At 51.5% G+C, this 19,168-nt stretch carries 15 protein-coding genes and 2 pseudogenes; 1 reads left to right on the forward strand and 16 read right to left on the reverse strand.

The window, feature by feature from the left end:
* Positions 1-30: 30 nt before the first annotated feature.
* The 16 genes and pseudogenes from ACGF63_RS18755 to mobH form a co-directional block, all read right to left on the reverse strand.
* Positions 31-5,517 (reverse strand): Ig-like domain-containing protein, encoded by a 5,487-nt coding sequence (locus ACGF63_RS18755; protein ID WP_387632630.1) that lies wholly within the window; start codon positions 5,515-5,517, stop codon positions 31-33.
* Between the two features lie 200 nt (positions 5,518-5,717).
* The gene (gene traA / locus ACGF63_RS18760; RefSeq protein WP_387632687.1) at positions 5,718-6,035 is read right to left on the reverse strand and encodes a TraA family conjugative transfer protein; all 318 of its coding nucleotides are present in this window, start codon (positions 6,033-6,035) and stop codon (positions 5,718-5,720) included.
* 81 nt (positions 6,036-6,116) lie between these two features.
* Entirely contained in the window at positions 6,117-6,695 is a 579-nt protein-coding gene (gene traV, locus ACGF63_RS18765) for a type IV conjugative transfer system lipoprotein TraV (protein WP_387632632.1), read from the reverse strand.
* Positions 6,692-8,005 (reverse strand): TraB/VirB10 family protein, encoded by a 1,314-nt coding sequence (locus ACGF63_RS18770; protein WP_387632688.1) that lies wholly within the window; start codon positions 8,003-8,005, stop codon positions 6,692-6,694. Before ACGF63_RS18770 ends, traV begins: the two co-directional genes overlap by 4 nt.
* Positions 8,005-8,796: a type-F conjugative transfer system secretin TraK gene (locus ACGF63_RS18775; protein ID WP_387632634.1), complete on the reverse strand. Its 792-nt coding sequence runs from the start codon at positions 8,794-8,796 to the stop codon at positions 8,005-8,007. Before ACGF63_RS18775 ends, ACGF63_RS18770 begins: the two co-directional genes overlap by 1 nt.
* Positions 8,797-8,905: 109 nt before the next feature.
* Entirely contained in the window at positions 8,906-9,532 is a 627-nt protein-coding gene (locus ACGF63_RS18780) for a TraE/TraK family type IV conjugative transfer system protein (RefSeq protein WP_387632636.1), read from the reverse strand.
* Positions 9,529-9,812: pseudogene (gene traL / locus ACGF63_RS18785) on the reverse strand (type IV conjugative transfer system protein TraL). Before traL ends, ACGF63_RS18780 begins: the two are co-directional and overlap by 4 nt.
* A 144-nt stretch (positions 9,813-9,956) precedes the next feature.
* Positions 9,957-10,322, reverse strand: coding sequence for a hypothetical protein (locus ACGF63_RS18790; RefSeq protein ID WP_387632638.1), 366 nt, complete (start codon positions 10,320-10,322; stop codon positions 9,957-9,959).
* 11 nt (positions 10,323-10,333) lie between these two features.
* Positions 10,334-10,477 (reverse strand): hypothetical protein, encoded by a 144-nt coding sequence (locus ACGF63_RS18795; protein WP_387632640.1) that lies wholly within the window; start codon positions 10,475-10,477, stop codon positions 10,334-10,336.
* 444 nt (positions 10,478-10,921) lie between these two features.
* Positions 10,922-11,170: a hypothetical protein gene (locus ACGF63_RS18800; protein WP_387632642.1), complete on the reverse strand. Its 249-nt coding sequence runs from the start codon at positions 11,168-11,170 to the stop codon at positions 10,922-10,924.
* A gap of 152 nt (positions 11,171-11,322) precedes the next feature.
* A complete protein-coding gene (locus tag ACGF63_RS18805; RefSeq protein ID WP_387632644.1) occupies positions 11,323-11,700 on the reverse strand; it encodes a hypothetical protein in 378 nt (125 codons plus the stop codon).
* Positions 11,701-11,890: 190 nt separating this feature from the next.
* Positions 11,891-12,085 carry a hypothetical protein gene (locus ACGF63_RS18810; RefSeq protein WP_387632645.1) on the reverse strand — a complete coding sequence of 65 codons (195 nt, stop codon included), beginning with the start codon at positions 12,083-12,085 and terminating at the stop codon, positions 11,891-11,893.
* Positions 12,086-12,132: 47 nt separating this feature from the next.
* Positions 12,133-12,762 carry a DUF4400 domain-containing protein gene (locus ACGF63_RS18815; protein WP_387632647.1) on the reverse strand — a complete coding sequence of 210 codons (630 nt, stop codon included), beginning with the start codon at positions 12,760-12,762 and terminating at the stop codon, positions 12,133-12,135.
* The gene (locus ACGF63_RS18820) at positions 12,719-13,264 is read right to left on the reverse strand and encodes a hypothetical protein (RefSeq protein WP_387632649.1); all 546 of its coding nucleotides are present in this window, start codon (positions 13,262-13,264) and stop codon (positions 12,719-12,721) included. The genes ACGF63_RS18815 and ACGF63_RS18820 overlap by 44 nt, the downstream gene beginning before the upstream one ends.
* Positions 13,265-13,316: 52 nt before the next feature.
* Complete coding sequence (traD, locus tag ACGF63_RS18825) at positions 13,317-15,179, reverse strand: conjugative transfer system coupling protein TraD (RefSeq protein WP_387632651.1); 1,863 nt, start codon at positions 15,177-15,179, stop codon at positions 13,317-13,319.
* Positions 15,176-18,142, reverse strand: coding sequence for a MobH family relaxase (gene mobH / locus ACGF63_RS18830; protein WP_387632653.1), 2,967 nt, complete (start codon positions 18,140-18,142; stop codon positions 15,176-15,178). The genes traD and mobH overlap by 4 nt, the downstream gene beginning before the upstream one ends.
* Positions 18,143-18,309: 167 nt before the next feature.
* On the opposite strand from mobH, the pseudogene ACGF63_RS18835 reads away from it, so the two are divergent.
* Positions 18,310-18,921 (forward strand): annotated as a pseudogene (locus tag ACGF63_RS18835) (hypothetical protein); the annotation flags it as partial.
* Positions 18,922-19,168 lie beyond the last annotated feature (247 nt).

Here is a 19,168-nt window from a genome sequence, read left to right on the forward strand (position 1 = left end):
TCTGAAATCGGGCTTTGGGAGGAATGAACCTTAGTTCATCGTGACAGCTTCGGATTTGCCACCAGAATCATCGACCCCGACCAGAGAGATGGTCGGCATCGTTTCATAGGTGCCCTTGCTGATAGTGACGCGATCAGAGCTGATGCTCTGCAACTCACCGGCAATAGTCCACTCATAGGACTTCATACGACCATCGGTATCTTCGCAGTTCGCATAGACAATCCACGAACCAACAGTCTCCCTTGAGCTCAGGCTACATGCAGGCAACTTGTTCTCTGCCACATTGATGTTCACCTCACCCTCAGCTTCATACCCCATCTCAGAGGTTATTTTCAGCTTGATGCTGTGCTCACCAGTGCCCAGAGTGGCTCTGCCATAGTAACCGCTGCTATCCAACGGAGTTCCGTCTACCGAGTAGACACGAGTTGAAATACGGTCGCGTGGGTGGCCGCCCGAAATGTACGGTCGCAACAGTACGTCCAGAGGCTCACGCTCGTATTTATTCGAGCCAGAGTATTGCAGGTCGATAGCGTAGGGTTCTGCCAGGCCGATCTTGATCTGTTGTTCGACCACTGTTTCATGGCCGCGAGCATCACGGACTGTCACCTTGATGGTGTAGTCACCTGGCTCATTGATCACGAAGGAACGGACAATATCCTGCCGCTTATCCTGAATCACGACACCTTCCGGCAACTCCCAGTCATAGGTCGGCTCTTCCAGCTTGCCGTTGAAGGCAATTGGCCGCACTGATGCAGTGATCGTGGCAGGAGCCACGTCCGCGCTCTTCCGGAGCTGCATACCAAAGCTCGGCCACACATACTGCCAGACTCGGGAACGTAGGCTATGCGAAGCTTCCGCCCCCTGATCTCGGTATCCTTCGATCCAGGTGGTGTACTTCGTTTCTACAGTAGCCTGGTTGAGATCGGTATCCGAAGGTACGTACTCTGCGGTATCACCCTGAACAATCGAGCCATCTGGCAACGTAAAGAACCCGCTCAGCTTCACGTCCATCCCACGATAAGGCAGGCTTGTTTCAGCTTTAAACACGTACTTCTTGCCGGTCTCGATGACTCGCGGCCCTTTCACGTATGAACGGGGAGCCTTCACTGCTCGGAAGTCAACAGCCGTCTTAGCCACTTCATAGGCATAACCATCATCAGCAGGTGCCGAGGCGGAGCGTACTCGTGCCCACAGACGGTATCGGGTTTCTTCATCACTTGAAAGCGTGATGCTGTTACCAGTCTGCGAGTAGGTTTTGCCACCGTCAGTGGACCACTCAACAACAGCGTTGCCCCCAGAGATCGGTTCATCGTTTAAGGTCAGGCTCGCGGTGTACTTGCCTTCACTGCCCACAAACAACGTGGTCGGTCCAACAACAGAAATGTCAGGTTTGTCGTAAGCAACAACGCTGACAGCTTTGGTGTACTTTTCCGCACCAGAGTTAACGTTCACCACCTTGGCGCGAACCTGGTACTCACCCTTGTCGAAGGTCTTCACAAGCTGATACTTGTATCGATCTTCTGGGATGAACTGCTCCCAAGTTTTACCGTCGTCCTTACTGGTTTCCCATACGACCTGACCGGTAGCCCGGAGGTCCTGACGGTCGTCCAGAGACAACTTGAACATTGCGGTGAACGGCGCTTCACCAGACAACTTACGAGCCTGAACTCCAGCTCCGATGGCCCCCCCACGGAGAACAGTCAAGAAGGCCGGTCTGATGGACAACTCAGTTCTGTTGTACCCTTCAACAGGGCTTTCCAGAACAGCCTCTGCCGCAATACGGACAGATGATGTATCGACACCAGACAAATCCATGGAGAACTGAGCTTCACCGTTTGATGCTTTCACATAGTCAGTGAGAGCCACGGTCTCGTTATAGGCCTTTTGCTGGATCAGGCGGACTTTCCATACACCCATCGTGTTCGCGTCATAGTCGCCGTCAGGTTTGTACTGATCACGGATGAGAACCCGTACAGGTAAGGCCTGGGTATCAATCGCGGTATCACCTTCAACCTCAACGATAGGCCGGATGCTATCAGAAGGTGCTGATATAGCCCGGTAGACGACCTCCGTCTTCACGTCAGGTACTTTGTTGTAGGCAGCATTCACTTTGTAGGAGGTTTCCTCCCACAAAGCTCGCTCATCGGTATTGATGCGACGATATACCTTGTTGGTAGCTCCCCACCCCGGAGTGAAGGTTTCAGACTCCAGAACATCTGAGTTGCGCGAGATGGCAATGTCCAAATCAGCTCGCTCAGAGTTGATAATGGCATCACCCAGGTAGTTACCTGTCATCGGCACCATGTAGATGTTGTCTTTGAAGTTGTACTCAGAGGACAGTTCAACGGTCGGAGCTGGTGGATCAATAGCCTCGATATTGAAGGTTTCATCGTTCAACGTCACCCGAGTACCATTGCGAGTGAAAATACTTACCCGCCAACCCAGTGGGTGATCACCGTTCTCAGCCAAAGAGCCTGACAGCGAAGGCGATTCCGATAACTGGTCTTGGACCAATCCATCGGGGATCTGCTGCCACTCGAACAGACAGGTGCGACTCGCGCTCCCGACAGCCTTGTTCGCGGCCTCGTTTTTCGCACGGTCTGCGCTAAGGGTAATCGAACAATCAGGCCCATTGCTCTGCTTGAGGTTTACATCAAAGTCTTCAATGACGCGATTCACCTGAGCAATATCATCAATCGGGGAATAACCAACAGAACCATAAGCTGTAGTTACCGTCAGATTCTGAGAGCCGGAACCAACCTTGACCTTGGAGCCATCACCACTGAACAGGTACAGGCTATATTCGACAGGTTGTTCGCCAATACTCACAGCCTGCCCCACCAGCCCAGCTACTTTCATGCCGTTGTTGTCCTGGGTGGCTTGTTCCGCCTCATCCGGAGTTCTGTCCCACTGGAGCAAACACACTGGGTCACGAATCGGGTCTGCGGCCATAGCCACATCCGTTTTCGTGGTGAATCGGCAAGGAACTCCTGATTCTGGCAAGGCATAGATTTTCACCGGGTCGATAACCTGGCGAATTGTCCACGACTCAGCAGAGAGTTTGGCCGCCCCTTTCCAGGTATTGATGTCCACAACCAGGATGGGCGAGTTCGGCGCAGAGGTCATGACAAGGAGGTTGGAAGAGCCGACCACATCCGGTACAGCCGGTTTAACCGGAATACTCAAACGACCACCTGACGCACCGAAATCATGTTGGCTCATGATCCCCATTGTCTGACCCGGTTCGATACGAACACCATTCACCACCAGCGGCACTTTCGCATCAGAACGGAGGGTCGCAAACACGTCGTATGAGCCTGTCACGACAGCACCATCACTGAGCGTCAGCGGTTTAGTCTCGATGATCCGCTTGCCATCAGCATGAACAAATTCATGAGTAACAGCGGGGATCATGACTTTCCCGTCCATACCATCTGCCAGCATCACCTGACGAGGCTTGTACTCGAAGCCAACGGCTTTTTGCACCGAGTTACCTTGAGTGTCCTCGCCGATAACTGTCAACGTGTAAGATTCCCCTTCCTTCAAAGATGGGAACATTACTGGGTACTCCAGACGAAACCGTCCCTTCGACTCTTCACGCCAAGACAATTGAACCTTGTCATTGGCTGGGCCTCCAACAAGAGTAATAGACGTCAACTTAGGCGAAGGATCGATGGCATCAGACAATGTGATCACAACATCATCTAGAGTCTGAATAGCCGAACCATCAGACACACTGAGGGTCATCGTTGGCGCAGTCCTGTCAGACGTGATCTGGAACATGGGTTGTCGAGTTAAAGGCCCGTGCATTTCTTCTGCGGCGGCAACAAGGTTGTATTGCCCCTCAGGAAGAGTTTTGAGATCCCACTGGTACGTATAGTTTTCCCAGTTATTGGCGATTAACCCACCAGTAGGAGCCAGCTTGTTGCCTTTGCTATCTTCAATCCACGCACTTCTCAAGCGTAGCCTATCAAAGTACGAACCTCGCCCAGGTTGAGTGACAAATAAGGTAAACACCTTGTTCTTTTGATCGTATTGCTGATTGAGCTGAGGATAGTGCTGATCGTTCCAGTTAACTTCTGCCCACATTGGGTTAGAACGCAGTGATTTGTCCGAGTTGAAGACACTCACGTTATCGTGAACATATCCCGTTGTGCCCTTTTCCATCACAAAGCTGTTTGAAATGACGCAGCTATCTTGCCCCGCTGGAATTTCACAACTGCCACGATGTTCTGCTATTTGGACGTATGGCCTTGGCTCAACTTTTACTTTCATACTACTAACAGTGATAGGGAGTGCAGAATTATTCACCCCATAGCGATACATGTTCGACCAGCCAATATCACTGTAGTTGTAGTCAACGCCTAGCAATTTAGGACTCTGTGGTGCAGAAGGTGACAATGTTAAGTTGTAGGCTATACCACCACCGCCCCATTGGCCGAAATTAACCCAACGCCAATAGTTACCATCTGTATTTCCGTAAGGAGATGTGGTAACGAGATAGACATACTGACTATCTTCACCAGCCTTAGTCATTTCCCCGAGGTAGTTGACCATGTTGATACCACCTTCTCTATGCTCATGCCAGTTATCACGCGGCACCCGCCAAGCTAACTTAACCGGGTTGGTTTTAACTGTCATTCCAGCCGTATAAGCAACAAATCCCGACAGTCCAGGACCCAAGTTGTTTGTGCTGGATGGATCATAAACACCAAAAGGTGAAGACGGTGCATTGGTTATGCTATCAAACATCACCTTTTGGCGAGGTGAAAGATAGCTATTCCCGGCACTATCACTTATCTCAAATTGAAGTGTAAAAACTTCATCCAAGTCAGAGGCAGGGAAAAATCCAGATTGGAAAGACTGTCTAGCTTGTCCATTAGCATCATCGTAGTTAACTGACACATCTTTGTAGAGTGAACCATCTTGACGATACAGCTTTGCTTTGACGCCTTTAATAGGAGATTCATCAGAAATGCCAGACATCAAGAAAGCATTATCCTCAGAACCACCTAAACCCAATTTCCAAATATCACCGCTAGTGACCTGTCCATAGTTACTGTAAACAGGTGCAATCGAAGTGTAGGTTGGAGGGGTAACATCGACAGTCAGAGGGTATTCATCTGTCTGGACTGTAGATCCATCAGAGGCAAGAATTTCCGCCCTGACCAGATATGCACCAGCAACAGGAGCTGGTAGTTGAAGTTCCGCACCATAGTAAGACTTTCCACCTACAGTGATGCGATCTGTAGCCCCAAGAAGATGGCTGGTCGCTGTTGAAACCACTGTCCCATCCGTCCGAAGCACCGAGATCCTGACCTTTCGATCAATACCGGCACTCAAGGCAAACGAAACGTTGCCTGTCGGGTTGGCATAGTTGGCATTCGGAGGCAGAGACCGTTGCGTACCGTCTGGAGCCTTAAAGGTATATTCCAGCAATTCTGCATGAGCAGCACCAGCGGTAAGAACCGCCAAAGCTCCCAGCAGAGCCGGAATTTTAGGCTTGAAATTGATCATCGCATTCTCCATTCGTTTTGAGTTACAAGAACCCAATGCTGGAGGTTACGGGAGTGAGTGCATAAACATGGGCTGCGGAAGTGCCCTTTTTGAGCAAATAAAGAAATAGTTGAGATTTGTTATGACTAGACTTTTCACAAAAAATAAGGGCAGCTTCTTAGGCTGCCCTTATCACCCGTTCACGAACGGCAAGGTGTCTTTTACACCCCCAGACCATTGCTGAGTTGCACAACAGCCGGGACGACCTTCTCTGCATGTTCCAGAGTTGCAGACATGATAGATTCCACCACGGTCGGGGAATTGTACAGGCCCATACCGCCACCGATCCCCATAGCGAACGCCATGAGGCTCTGGCGAGCGATACCGCCAACAACGCCAACCAGGATCATCGCACCCGCAACGATTCGACCCAGAGTACCTTGGGTCCAATCTTTGAGAGTTACCCATACGTCGTCAAACGCTGTACCACCAGTACCAGCGTGAGCCTGATCCGGCACGAGCAGGAAGGCTACCACCATCAACCCTAGGAAGAGGAAGAGTGTGTTGTTTTTACTTGAGGCATTATTCGTCAACTGATTTGCGTTCATCAAGAACATCTCCTATTTGGTTGTTTCAGACTTCGGTTCGTGTGTTACCGTTTGCAGCGGTCTCAAAACTGGCTCACTTTGTGGTGTGCCATCCCCAATCACCCACCTGCGCGGTTCGATTTCGGTGTAGACGTACCCTGTCACGATGAGATCACCATTGGTGTCCTCCCAGGGAGCTACCCAAATCCGCATAACCTGCGTCGGTGTGCGAATTGGAATTGGGCGATCCGGAAGACGCGGTGCGACATAATTGTCGATAACCGAATCTCCGGAGTTAGATGAGTTCACTGAAACGTCGGAGGAACCTCCGCCATCCGCTTCCGCTTTGGCCTCGATTTCCTCAGGCTTCATGGGGCGAGGAACATTTCCGTCATTAGTTGCGGCGTAAACATCTCGCGCTGACATACACTGAACACCACTCGGCATTCCCGGACAGCTATACTCATCGCTACCGATGTTGAGCGAGGAACAGCCCGACAGAACAAGAAGCACTGCGCCCACCCCCAACATCTTTGCGGATCTTACTGTCTGTTCCTTTTGAGCCTTGCCTCTGGAACTGCCCTTTCTGGTCAAGATGTTCAAATTTTTCATTTTTTAGTGCCCCCAGTGGAACGAATTTGTAGCTTGGTGCCTTTGGTCACAATGATGTCCACTTGGCGGCCAGCATCGACCTCGATGACCGGGAAAATGCCTTCGGCCATGTCGATGTAGAATTGAGCGATACGATTCAGGGCCTTACTGGCTCCCTTCACAGCGGCCCCCTGCAACATCTGGCCAGAGAAAATAGACTGATACTGGGTATTTGAGTCAGGGTTGGTATTAACAACAGGCACAGGATTGACATCAAAGGCCTCAGATACACCACCGAGGAATCCAGCCATCAAGCTCTTGGCGATGATCTGGCCTTGCTTCGATACGACGCGCCCACGAACACCAGCCTTGCCATCCTCGCCTACCGCATAAGAGTCAAGTCTCGCTTCGATTACCCCCCCGTCTTCCCGGACACAAGAGAATGTCTCACCGCGTAGGTAAGCTCGCTCCGAACTAAGGTCGCCATAGCCTGAAACGATTAGGAAACATTCTCTTACATCCGCACGGAAGCGATTGGGCAATATGGCTTCTTTCTGAATCCGAAGCGTTGAAGGGAAAGGGTCTCTACGGGCACCTTGAGAGGTTGGCGCATCCATACCATTGATAAGCACACCTGTTAGGATGGAGCCAGACGGCAGATAGAGGGACTCATCATCCTTGTCGTCTTTCGCTTCAACTTCTGGTGCCTTCTGTGAGTAGCTTACGATCTGGATACCTGGCTTGGTGGCGTCACGACCATCACCTTTGCCAGTTGCAGGAGCTCCCCCCTTTGAGTCCGGCAATGGCGCATCACGGAAAAAAGATGCTGGATCTTTGTAATCGAGCTTTTTCTCCACAAATTGACTATCACCGCTAGAGGAGCCGGTAACATCATCTAGCACATCCCCTGATGATGAAGCTGTTTTGCCACCAGCCGCGCCAGTTTCAACCTTCTTCGCCAGTTCCATGTTTTTCTGAGTCAGTCGATCAATGTCCTGACGTAGGCGAGAAATCTCTCGGCCAACATCGCTGGATTTACCGGCAGTATCCTTTGTTTCCTCCAGCCCCTTCTTGACTCTCTCCAACTCCTTTTTAAGGTCAGAGTTCTCACGAGACACCATTTTCACATCCGCAGACAATGAATCTATCCCGATTTCACGGGTATTTTTGTCTGTGAGGACATGCTTGATAGTTTCTTGCCTACCACGTTTTTCTTCCTTCTTGGGCTCGCCAGAGAACATCGTCACAACAGTAAAAAGAACAAAAACACCACCAGCTATTGAGACCCAACGTTTTTTCTTCGGGTCCAATTCGGTCCAAAATCTTTTGATCATTGACCACCTCCTAATAGCGACGGACGCTTAGACGTAGGAGCGATTCCCCGCTTCTGCTTCTTAGCCACATAGAGTTCGGTTTTATGGCCTGGCTCAAGCACGTTAAGCGGCCACGTAGTGACAGCAGCGACGTCCCAGCTTCCACACAGAGCTTCTTTGAACTCGATAGGCTGGTCAGAAACGTTTTGTGCGACACCAATAAACACATTCAGGTGATGACCCATCATGTATTGCCCCTTGCTGAAATCCACCTTAACCCCTGGATGGGAACAGCTAGGCACAGCAGCTCCGGCAGGTATACGGTTCAGCGTGTAACCCTGAGGGACTTCGCCAAGGGCAATCTTTCGGAACACAGATCGGATTGTTTCGACATAAGGCTGACTCTGTTCCCAGGTCTCCGCCTTGGTATTAGCAAATGCACCGGTGATCCCTACACCACCATCGAGCTTGAGAAACACTTCTCTCGGCGGAATACGACGAGGAACCATCGTCAGGCTTAGCGCTTGGGCTTCTGAACCTCTTTCCGTAATGAACATAGTCACTGGGTATTGTTTATCCGTAGCGACATAGACCACGTTCTCTTTGATGCAAACCTCACCGCATTGGCCGTTATCGGCTGCTCCTGTCAGCGAAGTGGAGACAATCTCCGGATTGCTGAACGGCGTGACAACACGGTTTGGATGACCAATGGCAATTGGGATTATTTGGTTCACACCGGGCTTCATCGTCAACACGGGGTTTTCATTCACACTACCCGCGACTTCATTGGAGTTTTGTCCCGACGTCACAGGGGGAGGAACGTCCTTTTTCATAACGCTTGCCGGGACGACTGGAATGTCATCCGAGGCATAGGCCAATGATGTTCCAAGCGCCAAGGACAGCGCCAGGAGCGAAAGTTTAGCGTTGTTCTTCATGCTTTCTCCGGTTCTCTTCTTTGCGCTGGAGTTGCACCAAAACAGTTTTGGTGCGTGGCTTTCCTACATAGGTGTCGATGTAGTCCAGCACGGGCGCGTAGTTAGAAATCTTGATGGCAAACTCGTAGGAGCGTTCGCTACGCTCCTCGTTAGAAGAAGCCCCTTTGACATAGGAATATCCGTAGACAAAAACCTTGTCGCTCTTAGGCTCATACTCAACAAAACGCGGCTCGAACCGCATGGTCACGCGGTCGTTCTTGATCTGTTGAGCTTGAATTTCGATTGCATCAACCACGTCCTGATAGATGCTCGGGGAGAGAAGCGGAGTGATCCGTTCCTTAACAAAATCCACAGTTCCGGGCGTCACGTTCCCGAGGAGTTGAGCAAAGGCGAAGCCCCAAGACTCTTTATACGACTGTGAGGCGTTGCTTTTCGTCACCCAGGCTTCTTCCGTCAGCGTGAACGGCTGGATAGTGACGATGGTTTCCTTGCTGAACACCTGGATCACCAGCAGGAAAACGATAGCGATCAGACCACCCTGAAAGATTCGACCCCACTTTTTTTCTATTTGGGTCCCTTCCCAGGTCTTGAGATAATTTTTCAGGTTCAAGGCAAATACCTCCGGACAAACGGGTTCTTGAGAGATTTGGCTTTGGTCATGATGAACCCGGCCCAGTAGATCATGTGGAGCAGGTATCCATCCGGATGATTATCCCTGAACCGGCGATAAAGGTTGGTTACAAGTACCCCCCCCCCAGAAAGCAGATCAGGGCCTTACCGATGATGACCCCAATCGTCAGTCCCAACAGCATTGGGGCCAACTCATCTGCGCTCCACAACAGCAGATGCGGGGGCTCATCGACCCGGCGCGGTATCTTTACAGGCTTCATAGCAACCCTCTTCTTTTCCTAGTGGCCTGTATTCTCATTCAGGGTCACTGATTTTCTGCCACGGCTTCGCGCCCTTTTCGGGCACTTCCAGCGACAAATAAAAAAAGGCGGTCTGAACCGCCCTTTTTACGTTTACCGGATCGATTATTGATTTTGAGGAACCACCACCGAGTCTTTTTCCGACGTAACAACGCCAACCTCATTGGCCGGGCGAACACTCGCCAGAGCGGCCTGCTCCTTCTTCGCTTTGGCTTTAAACTGGAACATGAAACTGTACGCCGCCAGCAGGAAGAAGCTGAGAATGCCCCAGTAGGTCTGAACAGTGCCCAGAGCCTTGGCAGGATCGTTTGCAGCTCCGTTGACCGCCTCGGAGGCAATCTTGACCCACTGAGCCCAATCAAAACCTGCGGCAAAAGCCGAAAGCCAGAACGCAACCGCCACGGGAACGATGAAGATGCACATCAGCACCGCGTTCATCAGAAACCAAAAAAACTCTTTATTAACGTTCACGACCTCTCCCCTTAACCAAGAAAATTAAATGCGTGTTCCAGGTTCACCTCTGCAACAACACCGATAGCGAACATCACCTGCCAGACAAGGAACTGCCAGGAGACGAATGAGCCAGATGAACTTTCGCTTTCTCTGATGTGAGTTTGTGCGGACATAGACCCTCCAAATAACTTGTCGTCATCACGGAGTAATCGTCTCTTAATTGAGCAATGTCGGCACAGTGCTGTTACGGCCCATTTTGGGCACCTTGCGGAGGTTTATTCGAGGAGCGGCAAAAGAAGGGAGAAAAACTTTCACATGTGAAAGTTCAGAAGCGGCCAATGGCCGCCTGTTTCACATCGTCCTGTTGTGTCGGAGTTCTCGATAAGCATCCCATGCTTGTTCTGACGAAACACCACGACGGCCAACATCCGTAGCACACTCAAGGTCTATCTTGTACTCGTTGGCCTTCTGGTCTGTCGTATCGCCCCAAGTCATGGCTGATGGGTACTTGGAAACCTTAAACACCTTCTCAAGCTCAGCTTGGTGGTAGTCGTTTTGCAGTAGAGGTTCAGTTTTGCCATCATCCCAGAGGATGTAGGCCTTATCCTGGAGAGCCTTCAAATGCAGAGGTACGAGTCGAGTAATGTGGAAATCACTTCATCAGCCCGGATGTCTTTGTAAGCACACCAGTGCGGCTTAACTGTGATCACGCCATTGACCAAAACGATGTCACACGCCAGTGTTGCCTCAACGTTATCGTTGACGTCTTGACGGGCATAGATCTCCACAAAACCAACCTGTTCAGTCGCAACCTTGTCAATGAAACTCCAAAAGCTGGGGTGAGAGGTTTCATCGCTGATCGTCAATCAGCCACCATGCTCTTTCAGCATTCGATTCAGTTGTGCTGTAAAAAACTCTGATGACACTTTTCAGGTCAAAGGCTCCATATCACTCAGTCGTAGAGTGTCCCCACCACTCCCCTCATATACCTCTCCAAAGAAGAAATCATTTTTACTCATTAGACCTTGCCTTCTTTAATTGCTTGCTGGGTCAGTTTGATCCAGTTCAACGGGTTCTCACAGTCAACATGGGTGGCTGCGACCCCTACCACTGTTTTGTAGGCTTCCGTACCAGCCGCCGTGTGTACCGCCAGCATAAACGAAAACATGGGATCATTTTGCATGGTGCCTATCATCATCGCACTTGATGTATCTTTGAGCTGGCAATTCTGGACCCGAAGGTCGAGTACATCTTTTGCCACCATCTCACAATCAGGACACACCTTCTCAAGGTTCTTTAGTTTTGCGTCGTCATTGAGCACCTCTGGTGCTGCGATGGTTGTACCGGCCATAAACAGCCCCAGTGCCAGTAATTGAATTTTCTTGGTTACGTTCATGGTTCCTCTCTATATCGTTCCAATTTCGTTTCGGTAGAAAAACAGTGGCCCAGTGACTGTTCGTAGCTCTGGTATTACTTGCTTTACTCTTGAGCAGATATGATGCTTGAAGAAGTTGTGGTATCCGTACATAGCTGAGCGTGTAAACACGGCCCACCCGATCACGTCTGGAGAAAAAAGCCCTGACACATCAGAGATGCGTTCTGGATCTACCAGGCGACACACCACTAGCACCCAGAACCACATCACCGGCATTACAAAGAGCATTCTTCCGATGCAAGCAACTACCACCTTCACCAGATTCACGCTCTGCGCCCAGTAAAGCCAGAACGCTGATAACGACTGGCGGCGCGACATTTGGTAAACGTTCAATGGGATGTCGCATAGATGCACCCCATCTTGGTTGAAAACCGAGTAGCTCATCTCTCCACCCTATACTCGTTTCTGGAGGTTGCCGAAGGTCAGGCCAACCAGAACGCAACACGTCATCATTGTCAGCGGAATGACAACCGGATCGAGTGCTATAGGGACGAAGAATGCGATGAACAACCCCGCCATCAGGTACATTGTTCCGCGAACGCTATAGCGATGCAGGACCGGGCTTGCATAGTCGAAGTTGGTCCGTTTGATGCGCCAGGTCATCATCCCGTCATACACGGCAGGCACAAACAGGATGAGCATATAGGGAGCCCACGCGGCCAACAGCGCCAGTCTGGTGTAGAACTGGTAAATAACGTTAACAAAGGCTTCCATGCGACCTTTGACCCACACGAACCAGCCCTTACCCATGTCCTGCATACCTTTGGACTTTTGGCGCTCCTCTTCTGAGGGGATCAGCGTTTGGTACATGCCCTCATAGAAGCCTGAATCAATAACGCTCGACCGGAACCAGGTAGATGCTTTGTCCTGTATCCAGTCTCTGGCTTCGGTCCCAAGGCTCTGCTCCACCAGCACAGACTCTCTTTTGATCGCTCTGTCGGTCCAGTCACCTGGGATCAGTAGCAATATCGCCAGCAGCTCAATAACCAGCAGCCATGCGACCAGTAACCACGGCTTCTTCATAGTCGGTTCTCCTTAAAACAGTTTTCACGCTCTCACAGGTGATGAGCTCATACAGTAAGCCGCGCAAAGAGGTTTCATCCTCATGGGGTTGCGGGTTAATAGATAATTCTCCTGGATGGGAGGAAAGCCACAGGGAGAACGGTTCTCCTGAATCGACAGACCATGAATCACCACCGCTATCGACTATTTGCACTTCCAGCGCCCGGCACGTTTCAGTGATAAGGGTTTCCAGAAATGCCCCGATTCTGGCCGGGTCTTCGTACTTTTCTCTCTGCTCATGAAACACGAGCTGGCTGTAGCGATGGAGAGCCTCCTCAATGATCGGGTAAATTACCGGCTCTTGATTCGCCTTAATACCGTCTGTGATGTAGCAGCTCAGCTTCTCGATGATGACCTCAGATGCAGGCCAGTCGAATTGAAGGATGCTCAGGATATGAGCGTTCTTGCGGCCACGACTTTTCAATTCATTCATAACCCTGTCGAAAGGGTTCACATCGACCATGATGGCTACCTCGTAATCTCTATACGTCTTGTCACACATAGCTCTGCTCTTACTAGGTCAATATGGGCAGGCGGCCTTTTACGATTGTTCCGCCTGAAATCTTGGCTATGTATTCCAGGTTCGGAAGCATCCCCAGTAACTGGGCAGGGAACAGATCTGCCTCCTCCTCCATCAAACGCTCGCCTTGGTTGCCTCCGTGCATAATGGGTTCCTTGCCATCGGAATTCTGGCCCTGAGTCCGCATGACGTACTTGAGCCTAGTCTTGGGCAGGTTATCCGCAATGTATTCCTGGGTTTCCCCATCCACAATGCGAAGAGCAAAAGTGTTGTTGATGTTCCCCAGTACCTGGAGCGCTTTGTCTTTGCTGCCCAATCGAGCGGCGAAGTCAGCAAAGGTCTGGGTTGCGACGAAGAGACGGAGTTTCGCGCCACGGCCTTTGTTCAGAAGCTGGATGAACGGGTCGTTGATCACCTCCGCAGCTTCATCCACAAAGATGTTTACAGGCCTGTTGTTGACACCATAGTTGTATCTGTCACCGGCAACCGCAGTCAGGTCTGATAGGAAGATAGATCCCATAGCACTACCCACCATGTTATCGGTCAGAGAGTCGAGCCCCAGGTAGGCCACTTGGGCGTTATTGATGATCTTCGCGGAGTCAGTGATTTGGCGCTCGTCACTCAGATCAGATGAGTCAGGTGACAGCAGCGGCCCGAGCTCTCCGGACGTCAGCATGTTCATGATTGGAAGAAGGTTCGCCACCATCTTGGAGAAGTGGGTTTGGTCGTGCTGGAACATCGACAGCAGACCTTCAAGATCTGAGTTAGGGTGTTCAGGCTGAATGATGTCGTAGTAGAACTTCATCAATGCGAAAGCGATCTTCTCACGAGAACCGTTTTTGGCTTTCTCTAGGTAAACCGTAGCTTCCGCCTCCCAGTCAGGCATCACTCGTTCGGAATAGGCTTGCACGGCTTTGATGACTAGACCAGCTGCGCCACCTTCAAGGAAGCGACGGAGCTTTGTCAGGTTAGGACGGTCATGAGTTATAACCAGACCCTGAGCGATGTTGTTCAGTGCTTGCCAGCCAAATGACTTGAATGGGTCGGCCCCTGCTTCGGATGGGATCAACGCGGCCAACCGACTTGCGATTTCAGTTACGCGGGTAAAGTTCCGCAGAGGGTCGATACGCACCGACTCTTCCGGGAATGCCGGGTGGAATGAGACGAATCTTTCCGGTTGCCCCATTGCCTCACAGGCACGTCGGGCATTGTCCCGCATCTCCTTATCCCCTTTCGGGTCTATGATGATCACGGCCTCCCCACGCAGAATGGCCTGGGAAATCAGGATGTCGAACATACGGGTTTTGCCCGAGCCGGTGGTCCCGACGATCAGAGAATGTCCCTCCGTGTGCTTGAGAGGCTGCATCAGTTTCTCTTCTTTTGGCTCAACCCCGTGAATCCAGAGTTGACCGATCGGCAGCTCCTTTTTCTTACCCTGTATCTTCCGAACAACCCTTTTGACCGTCGATTCCTTACCAACGATAGAGGTCCAGTCGCGTTTCAGGATCTCAAACACGCGCTGGGCATGGCGGTTTTCCCACAGAAACCCACTACCGAGCCACATGTCTTCCGGCGTGTCCTTGATGTACTTCTGGAGCTCAGCAATGGAGATGAACTCCAGATCCCGGCCCTTCAAATGCTTTTGGAGCAAATGGAGTTTAATAGCCTTGGGCAAACGAGCCATTGCCATCACGCCACAGATCCCCGTCATCCAATAAAAGGGCTCCGGAGGCATAGTGCTGACTTGCTCCACGGCCAAAGCCGCACCGGAGGCGGCGAGCCAGCCTGCCACAGCATTTTTTTCATAGTTGGGCCGCCACGGCATCTCGTAGGCGAGCGGGTCATAACTCATTGTCATGTTTCATCTACCTCTAAATACAATTTTCCCTGACGTTTCTTGAGCAACGGGCGTCTCTGTGCCCGGCTCAGCATCCCGCAGAGGATGTGCTTGCTGATGCCGATGTTTTCCCCGGCAATCATGTCGAAGGCTTTGTCGCTGGTGACTAAGCAGCCGTCCTCTTCCAGAACGGGTGTGACCAACCACCGGCCTGAGCGCGTCTGGATCATATCTTTGAGCATCTGGAGCGCTTTCTGAGGGGTGACACCAGATGGCAGGAAGTCTTTCTCATTGATGTCTTTCGGGTTCATTTTCGCTTTAGGCGGCTCAAACTCCCTCACCTCTTGCTCTTCCCTTTCTCGCACCTCGACATGCCCCAGCTCCTTCTCACGCCCGACTTTGGGTTCTGGAGCTGTTGGTTGAACCTCTCGTTTAGGAAGGCGAGCCACGTTCTGCTTTTCTTCAACCGGCTTGCGTTCCTGATCCTCAACCACAGCGGCGACATCGGCTTTCTTCTCCTTCGGAGGTTGCAGGGAGGCTTTGCCTTTCGCCTTTTGTGCCGGTGCAGCTTTCCCAGAACTAACGTCAGTCTTCTGCTGTTGTTGTGGTTTTTTCCGGCCCTGCTGCCCCTGTTGTTTCGGAACAGTCTTGCTCTTACCTGCATCCGCACCAAGAGGAGAAACCAACTCAAAAGCGTCTTGGTATCCACCCATTGATGCTTCTGCATCCTTAATGGCCGCAACGACTGCATCTGAAAGCTGTTCCGCCAGCACAATTGCTTTCACGCCGCTGAAATCACGAACTTTGCGACCAGGCATAATCGGGTCAGGGACAATCGCGTTGGCATGGGATAGCTTCGAGAGGACCTCTGACGGAGCACCCAATGACCGAGCACCTTCTGGGTACAAGATGACTGCCTGCCCTTTCATCAGGCATAGAACCTCACCCAGCATCGTGTTCCCTTCCAGAACAGGCATGATCGCCTGCTCAAGCAGCGCGGAGGCATCCCCGTACCCTGCCAACATTTCAGCCAGCAACGTCTTTGCGTCCTTTTCCTGCTGATTAAGTTTGTCCATATGTGACACCTCTGGTGTGGGGGTTGTTTGTTCTGGCGCGTCAGTCAGCATGGGTAGCGGCTCAATCGCCCAGGATGGGGGCTCGTCTGAACCACCAAACATTGGGAAGTCATCGCCCTGCAGGGAGTTTTGTTCTTGTGGAACGAAGTCCGGTTTCAGCTGTTCGCTCGGCTGTTCAAGTGCTGTTGCATCTGGGTTTTCAGAGGCTGTTGCGTCAGTGCTGTTTGTGTCCGCAGATGCGTTAAATGCGTCAAATGGGAAATCAATGTCCCCCAGACCACTACCAACATCCTTGAGGGCTTGCAGTGGGTTGTCATTCGCCAATGGTGGCGCATTTTTGGCGATGTCCTGAGGGGACAAATCTTCTTTTTCCTCAGGTTTCTGAGTTTGTTCTTCTGTGTCTTTCTTGAGTTTGGCCTTGCCCTTCTTGCTTGATTCTGCTTTAGGCGCGGCTGTTGTTTCAGCTTTACCACCTTGGGCAGGCTTCTCGTCGGTTTCCGGTGAGGTGCTTTTCAGCATCTCCATCGCATCACCGAAACCAAGACCGGCTAGAGCTTTCTCGGCTTCCCGCTCTACGGCCAACATATCATCGTTAAGAGCAGCTTCATCCTCCTCTTGGTCATCATCGCCCTCATCAGGATCAACGAACTCAATCTCAGCGTCCTCAACGTCGCCAACTACTTCAGCTGCAACTGCCGCTGGAGGCTCCGTGGTAAACACCAAGTCGTTCGATTCGAGGCGGAGCATCAGAATCTTCACGGAGCCAGCTGCTTTCTGGAGCATCATCGGCAGCACTTCCCAGTAGCGGTAGTACGCTCGCTCGCCTTTCTCCTGCACCGTATTTGGGACAGCAAAACCGCGCTCGATGAGAATGTCGGCCAGCGTATCAGGGTCTCGTGGAATGCCGGGGATCTTGTCGTGGCTGATCAGGTCGTAGAGATCCCCAAGTTGTTTCCATGCAATGAAAACGCCTTGGTTAAGGTGCCAAACTTTCGCGCCAGGCTCATTGACCTTCCATTTCCCAGTTTTCACCAGGCGACGGATAGCATCGAACACGTACCGCTCGACAGGCACCCCGTAAGAGAACTCGTCCACATCGAGACGGCTTTGGCGAAGATCCCTTGAGACACTCTCTTGGTCAGCACGAAGCATCAGCTTAGTAACAGGCTGATTGACGCTGGTTCCCGAGATAGCTTCAAGCATCGCCTCCATGATGGAAGGTCCAGACTTAGACAGGAACTCCCGTGTCTCCGCCGGAATGATTCGATCCACCGCCAGCAGCGAGAATTTCTCGTGTCGTTTGTATCGCTTATCGCGCCATCGGATAAAATAACGGTCTATTTCGTGACGGTGTGCCCAGTCATGAAGTGACTCTGAGTACGGATTCCATGTGATCGACCCATCTTTGTCCGTAATGGACACATCTGAAAGCGGTTTGCCCACATCATGCAGGAGCCCGGAGAAACAACTAGCAAGTCGCCAACGAGGCTCATTATCGCGGCGTTCCCGAGGCGTCCCCTCAATGGAGAAGATAACCGACTCCGAAGCCTGAGCCGCCCAAAAGGCCACTTCAAGTCCATGCCGGAACAAGCCACCAGCTCCACGGTGATGATGGGATTCGGAAGCTGGCAACAGGTGAACAAACGCGGCATAGCGCTGGATCACCGGCAAAACGAGCCGGTTGAAGTCGTCCACAGTGAAACCGAGAGAGTTCCGCACTTTCTCAATCAGTTCAGCTTGGGTTGCCAGTATCTTGTCTAGTGGGGCCACTGGCAGGCCCTTGGCAAAAGGCGGGTATCGAGGAATTTCTTCATCTTCCACGTCTTTAAGCGGCAGCACTCTGGCGATTGGCGCGGTCTCGATCACTCCGCTTCGCCCACCAAATAACTTGTTCAGGGCTCTCAGCATGTAGGTTGACCATATTCCTATCGTATTTTTCGTCGCTACATGCTCTCAAAACACCTTTAGATCGCACACACGCCTATCTGTCCAATTTGGGCAGTTTGAGAATCCAGCTTTCCATCTCCCCCCTTTTAGAATGGGCTCATCGACAATTTTTGATGAGGAACGACACGATGAGACAACTGATAGCAATTCTGGGAGTGGCAATTCTGGCCGGATGTGCCTCAAACGCCACCGAGCAAAAACCTCAGCCCCAAGTCGCCACTGCCGAGAATGACAAACCGGCCCGAGTTAACCGGGAACTGTCTCTGGCATGGGACAACATGGGCCGCGGGGGGACGGCATTGCGCCAACCTAGTTATATCCATGTGCTGGGAGACGGTAATGTCAGCGCAACGATGAACAAGGTCAAAGATGGTTCCGCTGATGCAGACAAAACTTTGGTTGGAATCAAGCAGCAAGGGGATGTGAATGAAGCCATCAACACCTTCAAGTCTATGAACAAAGGCAAAAGCTACTCGCTGTACGAGTTGTCACGCTGGGAACGCTATTGCGATGGTGGCAAAGGCATGGACGAGCACGATTGGAGCTTTATTGAGGCTGAGGACGCTACAAACATCCCCAAAGATGTTGTAACTGGCTGCATACCGCCCACCCATACCTATCAAGATTACCTGAATGCCTGGACGCACTTTTGCACCAGTCAGGCCGTAACCGACTCAGACCGCCGTATTGTGCGCGAATCCGTGCGTCCCTATTCAGTGGTGAACCCATGCAAAGCTCTGATAAGAAACCACACAGAGCCCGGTCGAAAGGCTGAGCTCTACGATGCTTTATCAATCATGCTCCAGGAGGCTGGTTCGAGGGATAATTCCCGCGAAGCGGCCTATGTCATTTATGGAGTCCTCGAAAACCTCTCCAGAAACTACCCCGAGGTAAAAGGTCTGGCACAAAACTGGACTGAGCTGACGAATCTGGAATCAAAGATGAATGGGGCTGCTTAATGGACCTTTATATCTGCGAAAAGCCCTC

Origin of the sequence: Photorhabdus sp. RM322S (assembly GCF_042879395.1) — a bacterium.
GTDB lineage: Bacteria > Pseudomonadota > Gammaproteobacteria > Enterobacterales > Enterobacteriaceae > Photorhabdus > Photorhabdus khanii.